Origin of the sequence: Pseudomonas sp. xss_4, assembly GCF_043104125.1 — a bacterium.
GTDB classification, from domain to species: domain Bacteria; phylum Pseudomonadota; class Gammaproteobacteria; order Pseudomonadales; family Pseudomonadaceae; genus Aquipseudomonas; species Aquipseudomonas parafulva_B.
Genome location: NZ_JBICKJ010000038.1, coordinates 188,351 through 202,780, shown reverse-complemented (window position 1 = coordinate 202,780; position 14,430 = coordinate 188,351). Strand labels below are relative to the sequence as shown.

General features: G+C 57.9%; 22 protein-coding genes and 2 pseudogenes. 20 read left to right on the top strand and 4 right to left on the bottom strand.

Annotated features, from left to right (window positions below; genetic code table 11):
* Positions 1-180: 180 nt before the first annotated feature.
* Together ACF8GB_RS07950 and ACF8GB_RS07945 are read left to right on the top strand one after the other, a co-directional pair.
* A complete protein-coding gene (locus ACF8GB_RS07950; RefSeq protein ID WP_392526817.1) occupies positions 181-384 on the top strand; it encodes a hypothetical protein in 204 nt (67 codons plus the stop codon).
* Positions 377-697 carry a hypothetical protein gene (locus ACF8GB_RS07945; protein ID WP_392526816.1) on the top strand — a complete coding sequence of 107 codons (321 nt, stop codon included), beginning with the start codon at positions 377-379 and terminating at the stop codon, positions 695-697. Before ACF8GB_RS07950 ends, ACF8GB_RS07945 begins: the two co-directional genes overlap by 8 nt.
* A gap of 38 nt (positions 698-735) precedes the next feature.
* Here the strand turns inward: ACF8GB_RS07945 and ACF8GB_RS07940 are convergent, their stop codons facing one another.
* Positions 736-1,062, bottom strand: coding sequence for a DUF1654 domain-containing protein (locus ACF8GB_RS07940; protein WP_392526815.1), 327 nt, complete (start codon positions 1,060-1,062; stop codon positions 736-738).
* A 695-nt stretch (positions 1,063-1,757) separates the two neighbouring features.
* On the opposite strand from ACF8GB_RS07940, the gene csrA reads away from it, so the two are divergent.
* From csrA to ACF8GB_RS07905, 7 genes are all read left to right on the top strand, one after another.
* Complete coding sequence (csrA, locus tag ACF8GB_RS07935) at positions 1,758-1,937, top strand: carbon storage regulator CsrA (RefSeq protein ID WP_286929250.1); 180 nt, start codon at positions 1,758-1,760, stop codon at positions 1,935-1,937.
* A 68-nt stretch (positions 1,938-2,005) separates the two neighbouring features.
* Positions 2,006-2,311: a hypothetical protein gene (locus tag ACF8GB_RS07930; protein WP_392526814.1), complete on the top strand. Its 306-nt coding sequence runs from the start codon at positions 2,006-2,008 to the stop codon at positions 2,309-2,311.
* A 320-nt stretch (positions 2,312-2,631) separates the two neighbouring features.
* The gene (locus ACF8GB_RS07925; protein ID WP_058604085.1) at positions 2,632-3,015 is read left to right on the top strand and encodes a response regulator transcription factor; all 384 of its coding nucleotides are present in this window, start codon (positions 2,632-2,634) and stop codon (positions 3,013-3,015) included.
* Positions 3,016-3,029: 14 nt separating this feature from the next.
* Complete coding sequence (locus tag ACF8GB_RS07920) at positions 3,030-3,296, top strand: hypothetical protein (RefSeq protein WP_196126587.1); 267 nt, start codon at positions 3,030-3,032, stop codon at positions 3,294-3,296.
* Positions 3,293-3,751, top strand: a complete 459-nt coding sequence (locus ACF8GB_RS07915; RefSeq protein ID WP_392526812.1) for a hypothetical protein — start codon at positions 3,293-3,295, stop codon at positions 3,749-3,751. Before ACF8GB_RS07920 ends, ACF8GB_RS07915 begins: the two co-directional genes overlap by 4 nt.
* 88 nt (positions 3,752-3,839) lie before the next feature.
* Entirely contained in the window at positions 3,840-4,187 is a 348-nt protein-coding gene (locus tag ACF8GB_RS07910; RefSeq protein ID WP_196126589.1) for a hypothetical protein, read from the top strand.
* Positions 4,188-4,210: 23 nt separating this feature from the next.
* Positions 4,211-5,026: a DUF2303 family protein gene (locus ACF8GB_RS07905; protein ID WP_392526811.1), complete on the top strand. Its 816-nt coding sequence runs from the start codon at positions 4,211-4,213 to the stop codon at positions 5,024-5,026.
* 86 nt (positions 5,027-5,112) lie between these two features.
* Here the strand turns inward: ACF8GB_RS07905 and ACF8GB_RS07900 are convergent, their stop codons facing one another.
* The gene (locus tag ACF8GB_RS07900; RefSeq protein ID WP_392526810.1) at positions 5,113-6,042 is read right to left on the bottom strand and encodes a hypothetical protein; all 930 of its coding nucleotides are present in this window, start codon (positions 6,040-6,042) and stop codon (positions 5,113-5,115) included.
* A gap of 109 nt (positions 6,043-6,151) precedes the next feature.
* Here ACF8GB_RS07900 and ACF8GB_RS07895 point away from each other — a divergent pair.
* Both ACF8GB_RS07895 and ACF8GB_RS07890 read left to right on the top strand, forming a co-directional pair.
* Positions 6,152-6,565 (top strand): annotated as a pseudogene (locus ACF8GB_RS07895) (hypothetical protein).
* A 40-nt stretch (positions 6,566-6,605) separates the two neighbouring features.
* Positions 6,606-7,082 (top strand): annotated as a pseudogene (locus tag ACF8GB_RS07890) (DNA cytosine methyltransferase); the annotation flags it as partial.
* Positions 7,083-7,744: 662 nt separating this feature from the next.
* Here the strand turns inward: ACF8GB_RS07890 and ACF8GB_RS07885 are convergent.
* On the bottom strand, positions 7,745-8,689 hold the full coding sequence (locus ACF8GB_RS07885; protein WP_392526809.1) for a hypothetical protein: 945 nt from the start codon (positions 8,687-8,689) through the stop codon (positions 7,745-7,747).
* Between the two features lie 104 nt (positions 8,690-8,793).
* Between ACF8GB_RS07885 and ACF8GB_RS07880 the strand changes: the two genes are divergently transcribed.
* Positions 8,794-9,453, top strand: coding sequence for a hypothetical protein (locus tag ACF8GB_RS07880; RefSeq protein WP_392526808.1), 660 nt, complete (start codon positions 8,794-8,796; stop codon positions 9,451-9,453).
* Positions 9,454-9,495: 42 nt separating this feature from the next.
* Here the strand turns inward: ACF8GB_RS07880 and ACF8GB_RS07875 are convergent, their stop codons facing one another.
* Complete coding sequence (locus tag ACF8GB_RS07875) at positions 9,496-9,795, bottom strand: hypothetical protein (protein ID WP_230384345.1); 300 nt, start codon at positions 9,793-9,795, stop codon at positions 9,496-9,498.
* 159 nt (positions 9,796-9,954) lie between these two features.
* Between ACF8GB_RS07875 and ACF8GB_RS07870 the strand changes: the two genes are divergently transcribed.
* The 8 genes from ACF8GB_RS07870 (at position 9,955) to ACF8GB_RS07835 (ending at position 14,425) form a co-directional block, all read left to right on the top strand.
* On the top strand, positions 9,955-10,338 hold the full coding sequence (locus tag ACF8GB_RS07870; protein WP_392526806.1) for a hypothetical protein: 384 nt from the start codon (positions 9,955-9,957) through the stop codon (positions 10,336-10,338).
* Positions 10,335-10,679, top strand: a complete 345-nt coding sequence (locus tag ACF8GB_RS07865; protein ID WP_392526804.1) for a hypothetical protein — start codon at positions 10,335-10,337, stop codon at positions 10,677-10,679. The genes ACF8GB_RS07870 and ACF8GB_RS07865 overlap by 4 nt, the downstream gene beginning before the upstream one ends.
* On the top strand, positions 10,676-10,999 hold the full coding sequence (locus ACF8GB_RS07860; RefSeq protein ID WP_392526803.1) for a hypothetical protein: 324 nt from the start codon (positions 10,676-10,678) through the stop codon (positions 10,997-10,999). The genes ACF8GB_RS07865 and ACF8GB_RS07860 overlap by 4 nt, the downstream gene beginning before the upstream one ends.
* The gene (locus ACF8GB_RS07855) at positions 10,996-11,400 is read left to right on the top strand and encodes a phage protein NinX family protein (protein WP_392526802.1); all 405 of its coding nucleotides are present in this window, start codon (positions 10,996-10,998) and stop codon (positions 11,398-11,400) included. Before ACF8GB_RS07860 ends, ACF8GB_RS07855 begins: the two co-directional genes overlap by 4 nt.
* On the top strand, positions 11,393-11,632 hold the full coding sequence (locus ACF8GB_RS07850) for a hypothetical protein (protein ID WP_392526801.1): 240 nt from the start codon (positions 11,393-11,395) through the stop codon (positions 11,630-11,632). The genes ACF8GB_RS07855 and ACF8GB_RS07850 overlap by 8 nt, the downstream gene beginning before the upstream one ends.
* A gap of 43 nt (positions 11,633-11,675) precedes the next feature.
* Positions 11,676-12,470 (top strand): DNA-methyltransferase, encoded by a 795-nt coding sequence (locus ACF8GB_RS07845; protein ID WP_392526799.1) that lies wholly within the window; start codon positions 11,676-11,678, stop codon positions 12,468-12,470.
* 52 nt (positions 12,471-12,522) lie between these two features.
* Entirely contained in the window at positions 12,523-13,020 is a 498-nt protein-coding gene (locus tag ACF8GB_RS07840) for a hypothetical protein (protein WP_392526798.1), read from the top strand.
* A 211-nt stretch (positions 13,021-13,231) separates the two neighbouring features.
* Positions 13,232-14,425, top strand: a complete 1,194-nt coding sequence (locus ACF8GB_RS07835; RefSeq protein WP_392526797.1) for a tyrosine-type recombinase/integrase — start codon at positions 13,232-13,234, stop codon at positions 14,423-14,425.
* Positions 14,426-14,430: the final 5 nt, after the last annotated feature.

The following is a 14,430-nucleotide window of genomic DNA, read 5'->3' as shown; positions in this document are numbered from 1 at the left end:
TTCATCGAGTCTGTCGAGGCAGGCGCTGGGATAACGGAGCCCGTCCGGTTCTCGTTGAGGTCAAGTCAGGTCATCAGGCTTGAATCATTCGGCTACCATTCCCATATAGGTATGGTAGATACATTCGCGTACACTAGATATAGTGTAACAGTTAGACCTGATTGCCAAAGGAGGGGAATCGTGCTCAGCTTTCTGAAGTTCGACAATCGTGACCTCTCCATGATGGTCGGGATGGCAACCATCGTAGGCGCAGCTTCCGGAGAAATTTCCAGGGCTTTCTTCGATGCGCCTCCTATGAATCTCCTGTCACTGGGAGCGGTCCTCGCCGCCTTCGTTGCGGGACGCTATATGGCAAGCTGGCTGGGGCTCAAAGTGAATGATTGAGTATTTGGCCTTTTTTTTCCTAAATCTTTGGAAAATTACCGGCGTCTTTTGCATTGTCGTCTTCGTGCTTCATATGTTCTGGGCGCGGAGAGCAGAGGACAACCTCCAGGTTGCCATTGGCAAGATGGTATCGGCAGCAGGCGTCCCGAACGGACTCGCTTTTGTGGCCTGCTCGTTTTATCCCGAATTCATCGTTAAAATGGAGGGTGCTTCCTGGGCATTCTTCATCGCTGGGCTTGTGCTTGTAGTTGTTACAGCTCGGGACATCGCCAAACCAAAACGCAGTCCTGGCCTGGCTATCGGAGTTGATTGATTGTCAAAAGAACCCGTTTCAGCGGGTTCTCTTGTGCATTAGAAGGGCGCCTCCTCCTCCACCTTCTCCTCTTCCCAGTCATTTGGCACGACTAGGTCGTTGCGATCCTCCGCGCTCTGCGGCTCCCACCGGACCGTTACGCTCTCGTCGTCGTTGAACGTCAGATCCAATTCCGGCGTTTCGACTAGCAGCCCCATCACCTCCTCCCACTCCACATCTCCATCCGTGTCCAGGCGATGGATAGTCACCCAGCGCTGCGACTGCGCAATCGGGTGATTGATCATCGATGAGACCCGAAGACCAAGTCGCTCTACCCCGGTCATTTCTTGGCGTGCTTGTGGTGCCGTCTTCTTCTGCTTGGACATAAACCATCTCCATTACTGTATATCCATCCAGTTTTTGCGGTGAGCATACATCACGCCTTGTGAAACGTGAACCCGCACCGTAGGGAAAATCCTGAACACACCATCAGGCAAATAAATCACGAATCGTGTTGACATTAAAAACACGATGCGTGATATTTGCATCAGCACGCAGCCACTAACGCTGACTGCCGGGGCAATCCAGTTTCACCGCTCTTTACACAATCAGACGTGACCACCTCGACGCACCCAGGCCATCACCTGGGTCGGGACAAGCTAAGTCGTCGACCATGCAGCCTCTGGATAGCTGCCGGCCTCTCCCATGAGAGGACGCCAAACTATGCAAGCCACCTGATGCGTAGCCAGTAGCTGCAGCAGGCAGTGGTGGGGATACCCGGCAACCAGCATGGCGCGGATCAAAAACCATAGGAGGAACCTGCCAGTGAAGTGACAAGTCCAGCCGGAATACGGACCGGCAACCCACGACGAGCTGCCCTAGCCGAGCTGCAGCTGACAGTCGTGTAGCGAACACCTAACCCCACGACCATCCCGCCAAGGCCGATCAAAGCGAGGTGACCAGGGAAGCTCAAGGCCAGACAAAAGATCGGGTGAAGCCATCGGTGGTGGAGCTCGACCAAGGTTTCACCGGCTGGCCTTCTCACGAGGGCCAGAAGGGAAACCAACCAAGGAGTAGGACCATGCTGATACTGACCCGCAAAGTGGGCGAAACCATTGTGATCAACGACACGATTCGAGTCACGGTGCTGCAGATTAAGGGCAACCAGGTGCGCATAGGTATCGAGGCACCAAAAAACGTATCGGTGCACCGCCAAGAGATTCAGGAGCGAATCGCGGCTCAAGCTGAAGTTGCTGCCTGATTTGATTTCACTGGCTGGCCTTGGCGACAGGGCCAGACGGGACATCAACTGCCCTGGAGGGCAAAACTATGAGCTGCACCTGCATCAGCGATGCTGTGAAGCTGGTAACCGACGCACTCGGCGAGGAGACGCCTGGGTCCGGGCCTTTCTACATGCGCGCAGAGGGTCACAACTTGTCCCTGAACGTCGAGACAGGGAAAGCGGAGCGGCGCTTCTGTGTCGAGGTCACCGGCCACTACATGGCGCCCAGGAAAGCCGGCGGGATGAAGCGCGTGAACAAAACGGTGTCAGTGGTCGCAAATTACTGCCCTCTATGCGGAAAAGCCTGCGCCAACGATGAACGAGAAGTGACAACCAGCGCCACGTCCGCCTGACGTTAACTGCCCGATGCCCTGCTCCCCATCGCAGGGTGCATCGGGATGTGATCTGAACACTCAGGCTGATGAGTTGATAGCGGCTACAGCAGCCCGGGTTGCTCCGGAAACTCTTGAAAAGACGCCGCTTAAAAGTCTGTAGAGCAACCAGACTAGAAAGCCGGAGATCAGCACCGGCCAGATCACATCACCGATACACCCCGCATCCCCCTCCCTTTACATACGACCGCATTAGGCAGGCGCCAGGCCCGCGCCCATCGGCTGCGCGGGGGTTGGTCACCCGCCCTGACGCCTGACCAATGCGGTTGCTGAGGATAATCATGGAGACGATCACCTGCGGCTCATGGACTGGCCAGCTCGGCAAGACGCTGGCACCACGCGAGCTGGAAGCACTGCTCTGGGTTGCCCAGGGCCTGACCACCAAAGAGATCGCGCGGCAGATGGCGGTCACCCCCGGCACCGTGGCCAACCGGATCGAGGCTGCGCTTTTCAAGCTGGAGGCCGGGCGTCGCATCGAGGCGGTCACCAAGGCCATGCGCCAGCAGATCATCAGCCCTCTTTGCATCGTGCTGGCCGGCCTTATCGCCATGCACGCTGCCATCAACGATAGCGACCCCATGCGCCGCGACCGCCGCGCTCCGGAGCGCCGCACTGCACAAGTCCGCATTGTTCGTAGAGCCGAAGCCCTCGAGCTCCACGCCTGACCGAGGATCACCCTATGCAAACAGCTACAAGCATCGCCTTCGCTCAAAGCGTACCGAAACTCAAGGCGCTTCTAGCAAGTACAAGCATTGCTCGTGACGAGGCTCGCGCCCGAATCAAGTCATCGGCCCCGCGATTTCAAGCTAAGGGTCGGGGGAAGATCTGGGAGGTAGTCGAGATCAGCACCGGCGCCATTATGGGCATTGCTTATCAGTATGAGACTGCCTTGGTATTCGTCAATGCGATGGAAGCCGGCGCCGCCAGCAAAGGCCTGCGGCAATGAGCAAGCGCAAGCCTCACAACATGCGTGCCCGGCTGGATAGAACCTGCCGCGCCCTGGTGTCAGCAAACCATGCCGCCGTGGTGAACATCGATCCAAGCGGCCAGCAGGTGCTGATCAATTGGAAGAACCTCAAGCAGATCCGCGTTCGACAGATCGTAGACGCCGTCTGCGATATCCCTCATCGCTGGACCATCTACCTCAGCGTGCTGTGTCGCACTGAGTTCGGCGAGCGGTACCACAAATCGATTGAGGTCGCGCCCCAAGGTAACTACAGGGCCGAGCACCTCACTGAGGTGATCCAGGCGACCTACGCAGACCTGCGGGCGACAGCCAATCCTAATCACCTGGTAGCCGCCGGCTGGATCGCCATCCCTACCGATACGACGCTCGACGAGGCAGAGGCCGCAAAGATTTTTGCCGCCGTCGGCGCATGGAGTCAGCAGAAAGCAGCATGAAGCGCATCACCTCACGCGTTCGGCACGGCCGGCGCCAGCAGTACATCAACCTGCCGCCCAGCGGCCTTGTCCTCTCGGAGCATCAGCAATGCCAAAACCTACAGACACTACCGAGTTCCTACAGGAGCTTAACGGCGGCGCATTCGCCAGCCAGATCGGCCACGCCCTCTCAGAAGTAGCCGCCGGCGTGGTCGATCACGGCAAGGCCGGCAAAATCACCATCACTCTGGACTTCAGCCAGATCGGTGACTCCCACCAGGTGAAGATCAAGCACAAGCTCGCCTACAAGGTGCCCACCAAACGCGGTGATCGCAGCGAAAACACTAGTTTGGACACGCCGATGTACGTCGGTACCGGCGGCAACATTTCGCTATTCCCTGAAAAGCACGACCAGCTTTTCACCCGTGAAGACGCCCCAGTCCATCCCCGCACTTGACTCCCACAGCAAGGAACCTCCGCATGTCCCTCACCAAAGACGCTCTGCAACTGATCACCGATAACGCCCTGGCTGCTGCTGGCAAAGAGCTACCCACTAACACCCCCACCGCAATCGTTCCGGACAGCTCGACGGTTATCGATCTGGAACGCTTCCAGCTCCACCGCTCTCGCTTCCGTGGCACCTACTCCACCCACTCCCTGGTCGACTTCGGCGCATATGTGGTCGAGCGCGCAGCGCCAGACGCCCGTGGCTTCATCGATCAGGATGCCATGACCTGCGTGGTGCTGTTCAACCTGGGTACGCCGGACCTACCAGGCCACGCTGACGACCGTGCGGTGCTGCGACTCAAGCCTTCGGCCGCGTTCGCCGCCGTACAGGCCATCTGTGGCCAGGCTCTGGTGCAGAAGGCCATGAGCGACTGGGTCGAGGACTGGCACCAGCACTTGGTCGCTACCGACGAGAACGGCGCCGTGATGAGCATCGCCAAGGCTATCGCAGCCGTGCGCACCATCACCGTCAAGGCTTCGTCCGAAAGCGACCACGCCGTCAGCGAGACTCGCGCTAGCCGCAGCGCCATGGATTCGATTGAGGCAAGCAGCAAGGAAACCCTGCCCGCCTGGCTCGACTTCAAAGTCATTCCTTTCGAAGGCCTGGACGAGCAGACCATCCGTCTGCGCGTGTCGGTCATCACCAGCGGTTCACAGCCGCAGCTGAAACTGCGCTGGCTGGGCGAGGAAGCGCAGCGCGAGGCGATCGCTCAGGAGTTCAAGCAGGTACTTGAGAGTAACGTGGGCGAGGCTGCCAAGCTGGTATTGGGTAGCTTCGATTCGAAGTGATTCAGCAAAGCGCCACGTATGTAAATGAGCGGCCTGTGGCGCTGCGCTAACCATGGTGCACAAGGCCTCGACGAAGAGGTCGCACATCAGTCTCGAAGTATCGCCTCATGAATCTTCGGCAGAAGTGCGACTTCCCCCCATTTTAAATTGTCAAGAGATAAACCTAAGCCGCTCTTCACCACCCGACCATAACCTATAATAATGCGGCCAATCGACGCATCCGCGATCTGATGGTGATCTGCATCTGAAACCGACATTTTGAAGCAAAAGTCTCTATAACCGAGACTTGAGGTATAACGTACAAATACCTGCCGCACGTTCCAGGGGTTAGAGCCACCGCTTGTTATCCGGACTATAGTCCCATACAGGAGCACCGGCTCTTCTGTGAGATCGGTCTGTGGCCCGACTTGCCGCAATGCATCCATCAACAGCTGGGCATGTTGAGCACCAGGGAAGTAGTAATACTTATAAAGGTTTTTGTCGAACCCGCGCCCTAGCCCTGCTATAGATGACACCACGCTTGGAACCTTTAATTTTTCCCCGCGGTGACGGCCTATCGGAACTTCGGAAACCTCGCCGTTAACGTCCTCTATTTTCGTTTGGTTGTAGACTCCCGAGGTAATCTCAGGCGATACCGGCCTGTCCTGCATGAACTGCTTAATAACTACTAACTCACCATCGACGACAGCCTGTCTTGCTTCTTCTTCGGTAGTATAGTTTTTGCCTACGTTGGGCTTTGTTCGCAGGCCGCACTCGGTTTTAATCCCTCGCTTGTGGGCAAAAAAAGCGCTTCCCCCGCGCTTATTTGCATCTTCTTCCTCAGGAGACCGAAAAAGTGGACAGGTGCACTCTGGGCAAAAGAGCGCCCCTTTCATTTCTCCAAGATACTCAGAGACCAGAACCGGCGTACCTTGACGCCTTAGCAAGCCTTTGTCACCTGACGCGAAGTTCCAGCCTGGCAGCATGAGGGCGTGCTTGATACGGTTGCTCGCACCTTTTCCCTTACCAACTTCCATTGAGTCGCCTCCTTTGCTCCTTGCTTTTTAACTGTAATACCTCATACCCAACCAAATTTCCACCATGCCGTATCCGGGTACGGAGGGCGGCGCATGCATGGAGAAAGCCGTGAGCAACTACAACTGCGACTATGTCCGTCGCCACTACGATGTGCCGGCCGAGATCGGGCGCCGGGTGATCGCCAACGGCGAGCCAGGCGTCATCATGGCCGACCGAGGCCACTACATTGGCGTGATCCTCGACAGCGATCCGAAGAAGCGTATCCGCAATTACCACCCCACCTGGGAAATGCAGTACGGCGAGATGGCTGAGAAGCTGCCGCTCAAGCAGTGGGAAGTGCTCACCAACGGCATGTACGACTGGGATGACGTCAAGTACATGCTTGGCGATGCCCGCCACTACGTGCGGCGAATCTGGGCGACTACCCGAAGCCAGGCCAAGTATCGTGCCTAACAGGAGCTGGCCGAGTGTTTCAACGATGACGCGACCGCCATGCTGACCTTCAAGGTTCGCGCCGCCTGACCCTCTAGCGCTGCCCGCCAGCGCCTTCCCCTCTCAAACGATGAACGCCGTCCCGGCGAGGAGCCGTATGGCTGCGTATTACAACGAACTAGACCCATACGCCGCGCAGTGGCTCCGCAACCTCATTGCCGCAGGCCACATCGCGCCTGGCGACGTTGACGAACGCTCGATCGAGGATGTGCACCCCGATGACCTCAAGCCTTACACCCAATGCCACTTTTTCGCCGGCGTCGGCGTTTGGTCCTACGCCCTTCGCCGCGCCGGCTGGCCCGATGATCGACCTGTTTGGACCGGTTCCTGTCCGTGCCAACCTTTCAGCGCGGCAGGCGCGGGAGCTGGGTTTGATGACGAGCGGCACCTCTGGCCGCATTTCCACTGGCTCATCAGCGAGCGCCAGCCTGCAATCGTCTTTGGAGAGCAGGTTGCAAGCAAGGACGCAGAGCCTTGGCTCGACCTTGTACAAACTGACTTGGAAGCCCTGGCGTATGCCTTCGGGGCTGTTGCGTTCCCGTCTGCGGGCGTCGGTGCTCCGCACATCCGAGACCGGCTCTACTGGATGGCCCACTCCGACAGCCAGTCTCGCGCACAAAGGCGTCCGCTCACCCGAGGGCGGTTATCGGGAAGCAATGCGAGCCAGGGGCCCGGATCTGGCTGCAGTAGCGTGCCTGGCGGGCTGGGGAACACCGACAGCGAGCGAGTGCGGCGGGAGCGCAGAACGATTTTTGGAGAGGAAGAGTCAGCTCGGCGGCAAGTGCGGCGTGAGCTTGACGCCGCTCAACCTTCAGGTACAGCTGGCCGGGTGGGTTACACCGACATGCCGGGATTACAAGGGGGACAGGCCGGAGCCAAGGGCGAAGGGCCAGGCACTGCCATATCAGGCGTCGATCACCGGCCCGGTCCGGCTAACGGCTTCTGGGGTGTTGCTGACTGGCTTGGGTGCAGGGATGGAAAATTCCGGCCAGTTGAACCCGGCACATTCCCGCTGGCTCATGGGGCTACCAGCCGAGTGGGACGCCTGCGCGCCTACGGAAACGCCATCAATGCTGAAGCGGCGGCGCACTTCATAGCCGCCTATCTCGAAACCCTATGAGCGCGCCTCCCCGGCGAGGGCGGCGCCTGCACGCATGGAGCAAGCCATAACACAGTAAAATCGTATACTGCTAGGCAACTGGGTTGCAGCTATATCGCAACGCTCATTGCTACACAAAGTGAAAGGCGTGCCCGTAACAGTTCTGACTCCGGACTAGATCCTGGAGGCATCAAACTGCCCTGACCTTCGACCATTATATCGGCGAATGAAAGCGCGCTCAGTAGGTTGAATAGCCTGAGATAGTTGGCTTCTGTAGCATATCCTTGAAAAAATCCATGAGAAATGCCATGTCTATTTAACGTGAGATGCTCTGGCGCATTTTTAGTATATAAGTACAGCTTCATCTTTAGGTAGTTCGAAATACCCTCAAAAATCTGTACCCTCTCGTGAAATCTATTCAACAAGCTGATATTAATCTCACTAGCCGGAAACCAGTCAAAACCATCCATCATCGAATCTACTTCTTTCTGCTGCAAGCGCCGGAATACTTTTACGAGGTTGTTGATACTTACTTCGCTGTCTACACGAATTCCTGACGCCAACCCCAAACGCCTAACAATTCCTTCGATGCACGGTAAAATTCCAACTATCGCAACGTTGTATAAGCCTAAGCAGTATGCCTTTGAAGACTCTACTAACTGATCATAGTAAGGCTTAAAAGCAGTTCGTTTGGACCAGACTCCTTCGATCAGTTCGGCAATAGCCTGAGGCGTGTATATTTCACGGAGCATGCGATCTCCGCACTCAAACTTACCTAGCTGCCCATTCGCTGAGTTTATGCTCGAAGCATGAAAACTAAGCAGTCCTATCATATAGTATGGCGGAGTTACAATATCAACAGAGGCAAATGCTTCGCGATGCCAATTCAAACCTGTCTGGCTTGGAATCTCTGTCAAATCTCTAGGGAAGAACGCTGTACCTTCCAGAGTGACAATACGATAGCCGTGTATAGGCCAGAACCCATCAACTTTTGTCGCCTCAATAGTTACATAGCAAGCATTTTCTCGTTCGAAGCACGCGGCAACTGACTTCACGCCTTTTCCTAAAGCCTGCGTTCGTCTACACGCCCTATACATTTTAGCGAAATCCATAACACCACCCTGCTTAAGAACAGGAACTATAGCCGCGAGGTATCCCGATGCCCACAGAAAACCGATCCAGCAACACAGAGATGGTCAGCGTGCCGCGAGCATTGATAGAGCGGCTTGAGCAATTTGGTGAAGGCTCTACTCCGGGCCGCACCGTCAGAAAGGATGCTCTGGAACAGCTCTACGCGGTTTTGGCCCATTCCGCCACCCAGCCCCACCCCGAGCCTATAGCCTGGATGGTTGGTACTGCCTTCTGGTGGACAAAAGAAGAGGCAGAGAGGGATGCAGCGGAGACTGGGCTGCCGATTGTTGGGCTGGGGCCGATGACCGAAAGTGCCGACATTGATCAGCTCCAGCTGGAGATCGCAGAGCTGCAGCTGGCACTGACGGTGCACGATGACGCAGCGATCCAGGATGAATGTATTCGGGCCGAGAACTCGGAGCTGCACGCCAAGCTGGCCGAACGGAGTGCCCCAATAATTCCAGAGCTGACCAGCGATCTTCGCGAAATTCTCGGGCGCCCGAACTTCACCTGCCACCACGTCGCCAAGGCACTTCGGGTCATGGGGATCACCATCGCCCCTAAGTCCGAGGATGAGCAGGCCGTCGTGATCCACTGGCTTCTCGGGCACTACCTGAAACATGGCGCAGATTGGCGCCAGCGAGCCACCGCCGAACTCGAAGCGGCCAGCGAGACGATGAAAGCCTGAAAGAGCACATCTGTACTCCATCCCGCTGTAACCCCTTCCCCTCTATTTCGAAGCGGCGAGCAGGTCAGCGGCGGGAGCGCCTTCGGCTGCAACCCGGCGCGCTCGACCCACGCCCCAAGCAAGGGCCCTGGTCATCGACTCGCCAGGCCGAGAATCAAAGGCCTCCTCGTGAATGGCCATCCCGCCTGGTGCATATACCCCGATGAACATCTGCGTGCTGCCAGTTCGCGACAGTCGCACCTGGACATCTATGTATGTCCCATCATCGAGTGCCTCGTCATGAGTGCGGTGATGAAGCATCGGATCAGCCCAATTCCAGAAAACATCGCCGCGAATTCGCATACAGCCCTCCTGCAACCGTCAGTGGGGTGGTGTTTATTCAAGTTAGCCAAAGCCAAACGGGTCGCAGTGGCATTTAGCCAATTTACGATCTTAATCGGATAAGCGGCAATCCCCTCTCCCCTCTATTCACTGCCGCGATATGGCGGCCAAGGACTACCCGTGCCTGAAGAAACGTTGATTGACCTCGAAAGCCTTGAGCAGAAAGCCCGCGCTGCCAGTCCCGGCCCATGGGTGGTTCACGCAGACGGCATGGAATTCGGCAGCTCAGATCGCTCCACAAACCCTGGAATCGACACCGCAGATGGCCAGGTGGTCTGCTGGTGGGGCACCGGTCTATGCGGAATACCGCAGAAGCCAGATGCCGAATTCATCGCCAGCGCCAATCCTGAAACTGTGCTGGCAATGGTTGAAGAGATCCGCAGCCTGCGCCGCGCCCTCGGCGGCATGCTTTTCGCCTTTGACGACGGCGTAGGTGAGGACTGGTCGCAGAGCGTGCTCGACTTTGCCCGTCAGGTCACCCCGGCAGTCGAGTTCAAATCATGACCCGCCTCGCCCTCTGCCTCCTGCTGCTGGCCACCCTGGCCGGCTGCGAACCGATGACACCAGAGCAGGCTGCGCGACAGAAGCCTGCGCGACACAAGCTGACGAACCCTATGCGCGACACAACCGTCGAGCATGACGACGTCCGAGCAGTGACCTGCTGGAAGTGGTCAGCTGGCGGCGGTGCCGGCGCGGCAAGCGGCCTTTCCTGTTTGCCCGACTGGATGCTGCGTGGCCCAGACCAGGCCGGCAACGAGCGCCAGCTCTCCCCGCACGAAACCCAACCCGAACCTACACCCGCTATGGCGCCTGGGCGCTGGATTGATGAGAGGTATGAGCTGTGAGCAAGAAGAAAACGCACTTCACCATCGTCTCCAGCGATGAGCTGGAAGCCCTGCGACGGGACAGGGCTCGCCTGAATGCCATCGAATCCTGCTGCTGGGACGTCGTCTTCGAAAGCCATTCGAACAGCATGGACGGCGACTACACCATCGGCATCGAGATCGTTGGTCACTACATGGGCAAGCCCAACCGGCGAGTTCTTGGGGAGAACTACAACGAAAACCTGCGCGCCGCCATCGATCAAGCGCTGACCGCCGAGGCCTATCCGCCAGAACGGCCAGAGTACGACATTTACGGTAACCCCGAGCGGAGGCGCGCATGACCGACCTGATAGAAGTGAAGACGGCAGACCTTGCCGGCGAGCCACTAGGCTGGGCGGTGGGCATGGCCGAAGGCATGGCTCTACACCTCGAGCCGCCCCAGTACGGCAACGGGTGGCGCGTATTCGCCATCTACCGGGGCGAGGCGACTGAGCGCTGCGAGCGGTACAACCCATGGGAGGCCTGGACGCTGGGCGGGCCGCTCTTCGACAAGCACTGCAAGGGCTTCGGCATGCTGCAAGACGGCACAGACGCACGGTACCGAGCATTCGCCTATGACCGGCCTACCGGATTCAGCCGCTTAGCCGGGGGCCCAACGATTCTCGTCGCGGGCTGCAGGGCGATAGCCGCTTTGAACTTTGGCGATACCGTCCAGGTACCCAAGGAGCTGACACATGACTGATTTCAATGATACGCAGCGCCTGGACTTCATCTTGACGCGAGGCCGGCAAGTCGTTTTGGAAGGCGTGGGCACCAACGGCCGTGGCACGTTCTTCTACGAGCTCTACGTGCAGGAAGGTATCTGGCCAGACGCGAAGTACGAGTGCATTCACCTCGAAGGCCCTGCCGACTTCTATGGCAGCCCCGAACAAAAGCGCCATGCAATCGACCTTGCTATGGAGGCTCAGCCATGATCGCACCTACCTGCATGGCCTACCTGGTATGGAAGACGCCGCGATGAACGAAGTCAGCCTGTACCAAGGCGATTGCCTAGAGGTGATGAAGACGATCCCAAATGCAAGCGTCGACCTGATTCTGGCTGACCTTCCCTACGGCACAACGCAGTGTGCCTGGGATTTGGTTATTCCGTTTGCCCCCCTGTGGGAGCAGTACTTGAGAATCGCCAAGCCTGAGACGGCTGTTGTACTTTGCGCGGCCCAGCCGTTTAGCTCGCTGGTGGTCGCCAGCAACCCCGGCGACTACCGTTACGAGTGGATCTGGGAGAAAGGTAACGCGACAGGCTTCCTCAATGCGAAGAAGCAACCACTGCGGGCGCACGAGAGCGCCCAAGTCTTCTACCGGCGCCAGCCGGTGTACAACCCGCAGATGACCTCCGGGCACGAGCGGCGCACGGCGAAGCGGAAGACGGTCAACTCGGAGTGCTACGGCAAGGCCCTGTCGCTCACCGAGTACGACTCAACAGATCGGTACCCTCGCTCAGTGCAGTTCTTCTCGAGCGACAAGCAGACGGCCAGCTTCCACCCTACGCAGAAGCCAGTGAGCTGGATGCGGTTCCTGATAGCCACCTACACCAATGCGGGGCAAGTCGTGCTCGACAACACGATGGGTAGCGGCACCACCGGCGTAGCAGCAGTCCAGTTAGGCCGTCGTTTCATCGGGATCGAGAAGGACACCGACGAAAACGGCAATCCGCTTGGCTACCTCGACATTGCCAGGCAGCGCATCGACGAGGCCATCGCCATTCGCAACATCCAGGCAGCGCAGATCGAACTGTTCGAAGCTCAAGCCTAACCCCCTCCCCCAACTACTCAAGCCCGCCGACATGCGCGGGCGAGGATGACCTATGTCTGCAACAGAACGATTCCACCACACCGCGAATGACTGCCTAGAGCGCCTGGCGGCCGATCTCTGGCCGGAAGCCAAGTTGGCTCTGGTCATCTACACCCCTGAAAAGCCTGAGCTCGACCTCGTGCTCAAAGATAGCGGCCTCAACGTAGACGAGGTCGTGAGCACCCTCCGGCGGCGCGGGGGCCTGGGCATAGGTGGCGAGAACATCTACAAGCGACTGCTCTGTGACGCCATCATCGGCGCCATGGCTTTCGGCAAGCAGAACAACAACCCTCCACCAGATGGCCACTGGGGTCAGGAGTTCTGGGATATCGGTCGCGCCGAAGGTGCGCTGCAGGAGGAACTTGTACGGGCGCTGCGCCGGGTGCGCACAGAGCTGGATGCTTGCCAGCGAGTGATCCATTACGCGGGCGGCTTCGATCCGGCCTACATTCGCGACGCCCAGGCCGCACTTAAAGTCGCCGACGCCGTGCTCGAGCAAACACACGTCTGACCACCAACCTGCCGCCGCCGGCGGCGTGGAGACCACCCATGGAAACCGCCAACACCGGTGACGTCGACAAAGTTACCGAACAGAAAATGGCCGATTTACTCGGCTGCACGAAGCGCGCTCTCGAAGGCCGGCGACTACGGGGGTCTATTCCCGAGGGCGTATGGATAAAGCACAGCGGCCGAATTATCTACAGCAAAAAGAGGTATGACGAATGGCTGGAAAGCCAATGGATTTACCCCCTGGCATCGACGTCCACTACGGCTCGCTCCGGCTCAGGTTCATTTGGGAAGGTGCTCGCAGGAGTGAGACCCTTCCCTATCCCCCGACACAAAAAGGCATCAAGGCTGCATCCCAGCTTCGAGATAAAGTAAACAGCCTGATAAAGCTCAACCTACTCGACCATGACAAGTACGCAGAACTCTTTCCCAGCTCCGGCGCTGTCGTTGGTGGCGTACCAACGTTCGGCGAGTACGCGCAATTGTGGTTGGACAGCCGGGAGATCGCGGCGGGCACGAGGCTCAATTACAAAGGCACCTTGAATCTGTATTGGGTGCCCCACCTCGCCTTGGTACGTATAGATCTAATCACGTCCACGCTTCTTAGGCGGATCGTCACCTCGATCACCTGGACATCGGCATCCGTTAAACGCAATGCCATGGTGAAGCTGTCGACAATCCTCCGCTCAGCTGTGCTGGACGGGCTGATCACCAGGAATCCCGCCGAAGCGATCCAACTTCCAGCGCGCTCAAGGAAGGAAGTCGATCCGTTCACTCTCGACGAGGCCAATTTGATCATCGCTGAGCTATACAAGCACGCGCACTGGCCCAGCCAGATCTACGCAGCATTCTTCGAGTTCATGTTCTTCACGGGGCTTCGTCTCTCTGAAGGCTTGGCTCTACGCTGGGATGCGGTGGATTCAATAAAGAAAACCGCTCACGTCCGACGGACAGTCGCGCTGGGCGTTGTGGAAGAGAGGACTAAAACCGGCCGTGATCGGTTTGTTCTGCTCAACGACAGAGCGCTGCATGCCTTGGCGTTCGCGAAGCAGTATGCAGAGCGCCGCAAGCAGGGCAAGGGGCAGTTCAATGAGTCGCCGTTCGTCTTCCCTCCAGGGAAGAATGGCGAGTACGTCAAGCAGACATCGGACCTCCACCACCAATGGCGCCCAACCCTGAAGGGTTTGGGGATCCGATATCGCCCACCGTATAACTGCCGCCATACCTATGCGACAATATGCTTAATGTCCGGTCTCAACCCCGCATTCATCGCCCAACAGCTCGGGCATAGCGTGCAGATGCTCTTATCGACTTATGCACGTTGGATTAACTCGTCCAATGACTGGCAGGAGCTGGAAAAGCTCCAGATTGGTCCAAAATTGGTCCGTAGCTGCGATGAAGCCACGTAAGTTAT

What these genes read in the sequence shown, in the direction of transcription:
- ACF8GB_RS07945 (WP_392526816.1), top strand. Translation starts at nt 377, where the DNA reads ATGATTGAGTATTTGGCCTTTTTTTTCCTAAATCTTTGGAAAATTACC.
- ACF8GB_RS07940 (WP_392526815.1), bottom strand. Translation starts at nt 1,062, where the DNA reads ATGTCCAAGCAGAAGAAGACGGCACCACAAGCACGCCAAGAAATGACC.
- csrA (WP_286929250.1), top strand. Translation starts at nt 1,758, where the DNA reads ATGCTGATACTGACCCGCAAAGTGGGCGAAACCATTGTGATCAACGAC.
- ACF8GB_RS07930 (WP_392526814.1), top strand. Translation starts at nt 2,006, where the DNA reads ATGAGCTGCACCTGCATCAGCGATGCTGTGAAGCTGGTAACCGACGCA.
- ACF8GB_RS07925 (WP_058604085.1), top strand. Translation starts at nt 2,632, where the DNA reads ATGGAGACGATCACCTGCGGCTCATGGACTGGCCAGCTCGGCAAGACG.
- ACF8GB_RS07920 (WP_196126587.1), top strand. Translation starts at nt 3,030, where the DNA reads ATGCAAACAGCTACAAGCATCGCCTTCGCTCAAAGCGTACCGAAACTC.
- ACF8GB_RS07915 (WP_392526812.1), top strand. Translation starts at nt 3,293, where the DNA reads ATGAGCAAGCGCAAGCCTCACAACATGCGTGCCCGGCTGGATAGAACC.
- ACF8GB_RS07910 (WP_196126589.1), top strand. Translation starts at nt 3,840, where the DNA reads ATGCCAAAACCTACAGACACTACCGAGTTCCTACAGGAGCTTAACGGC.
- ACF8GB_RS07905 (WP_392526811.1), top strand. Translation starts at nt 4,211, where the DNA reads ATGTCCCTCACCAAAGACGCTCTGCAACTGATCACCGATAACGCCCTG.
- ACF8GB_RS07900 (WP_392526810.1), bottom strand. Translation starts at nt 6,042, where the DNA reads ATGGAAGTTGGTAAGGGAAAAGGTGCGAGCAACCGTATCAAGCACGCC.
- ACF8GB_RS07880 (WP_392526808.1), top strand. Translation starts at nt 8,794, where the DNA reads ATGCCCACAGAAAACCGATCCAGCAACACAGAGATGGTCAGCGTGCCG.
- ACF8GB_RS07875 (WP_230384345.1), bottom strand. Translation starts at nt 9,795, where the DNA reads ATGCGAATTCGCGGCGATGTTTTCTGGAATTGGGCTGATCCGATGCTT.
- ACF8GB_RS07865 (WP_392526804.1), top strand. Translation starts at nt 10,335, where the DNA reads ATGACCCGCCTCGCCCTCTGCCTCCTGCTGCTGGCCACCCTGGCCGGC.
- ACF8GB_RS07855 (WP_392526802.1), top strand. Translation starts at nt 10,996, where the DNA reads ATGACCGACCTGATAGAAGTGAAGACGGCAGACCTTGCCGGCGAGCCA.
- ACF8GB_RS07850 (WP_392526801.1), top strand. Translation starts at nt 11,393, where the DNA reads ATGACTGATTTCAATGATACGCAGCGCCTGGACTTCATCTTGACGCGA.
- ACF8GB_RS07845 (WP_392526799.1), top strand. Translation starts at nt 11,676, where the DNA reads ATGAACGAAGTCAGCCTGTACCAAGGCGATTGCCTAGAGGTGATGAAG.
- ACF8GB_RS07840 (WP_392526798.1), top strand. Translation starts at nt 12,523, where the DNA reads ATGTCTGCAACAGAACGATTCCACCACACCGCGAATGACTGCCTAGAG.
- ACF8GB_RS07835 (WP_392526797.1), top strand. Translation starts at nt 13,232, where the DNA reads ATGGCTGGAAAGCCAATGGATTTACCCCCTGGCATCGACGTCCACTAC.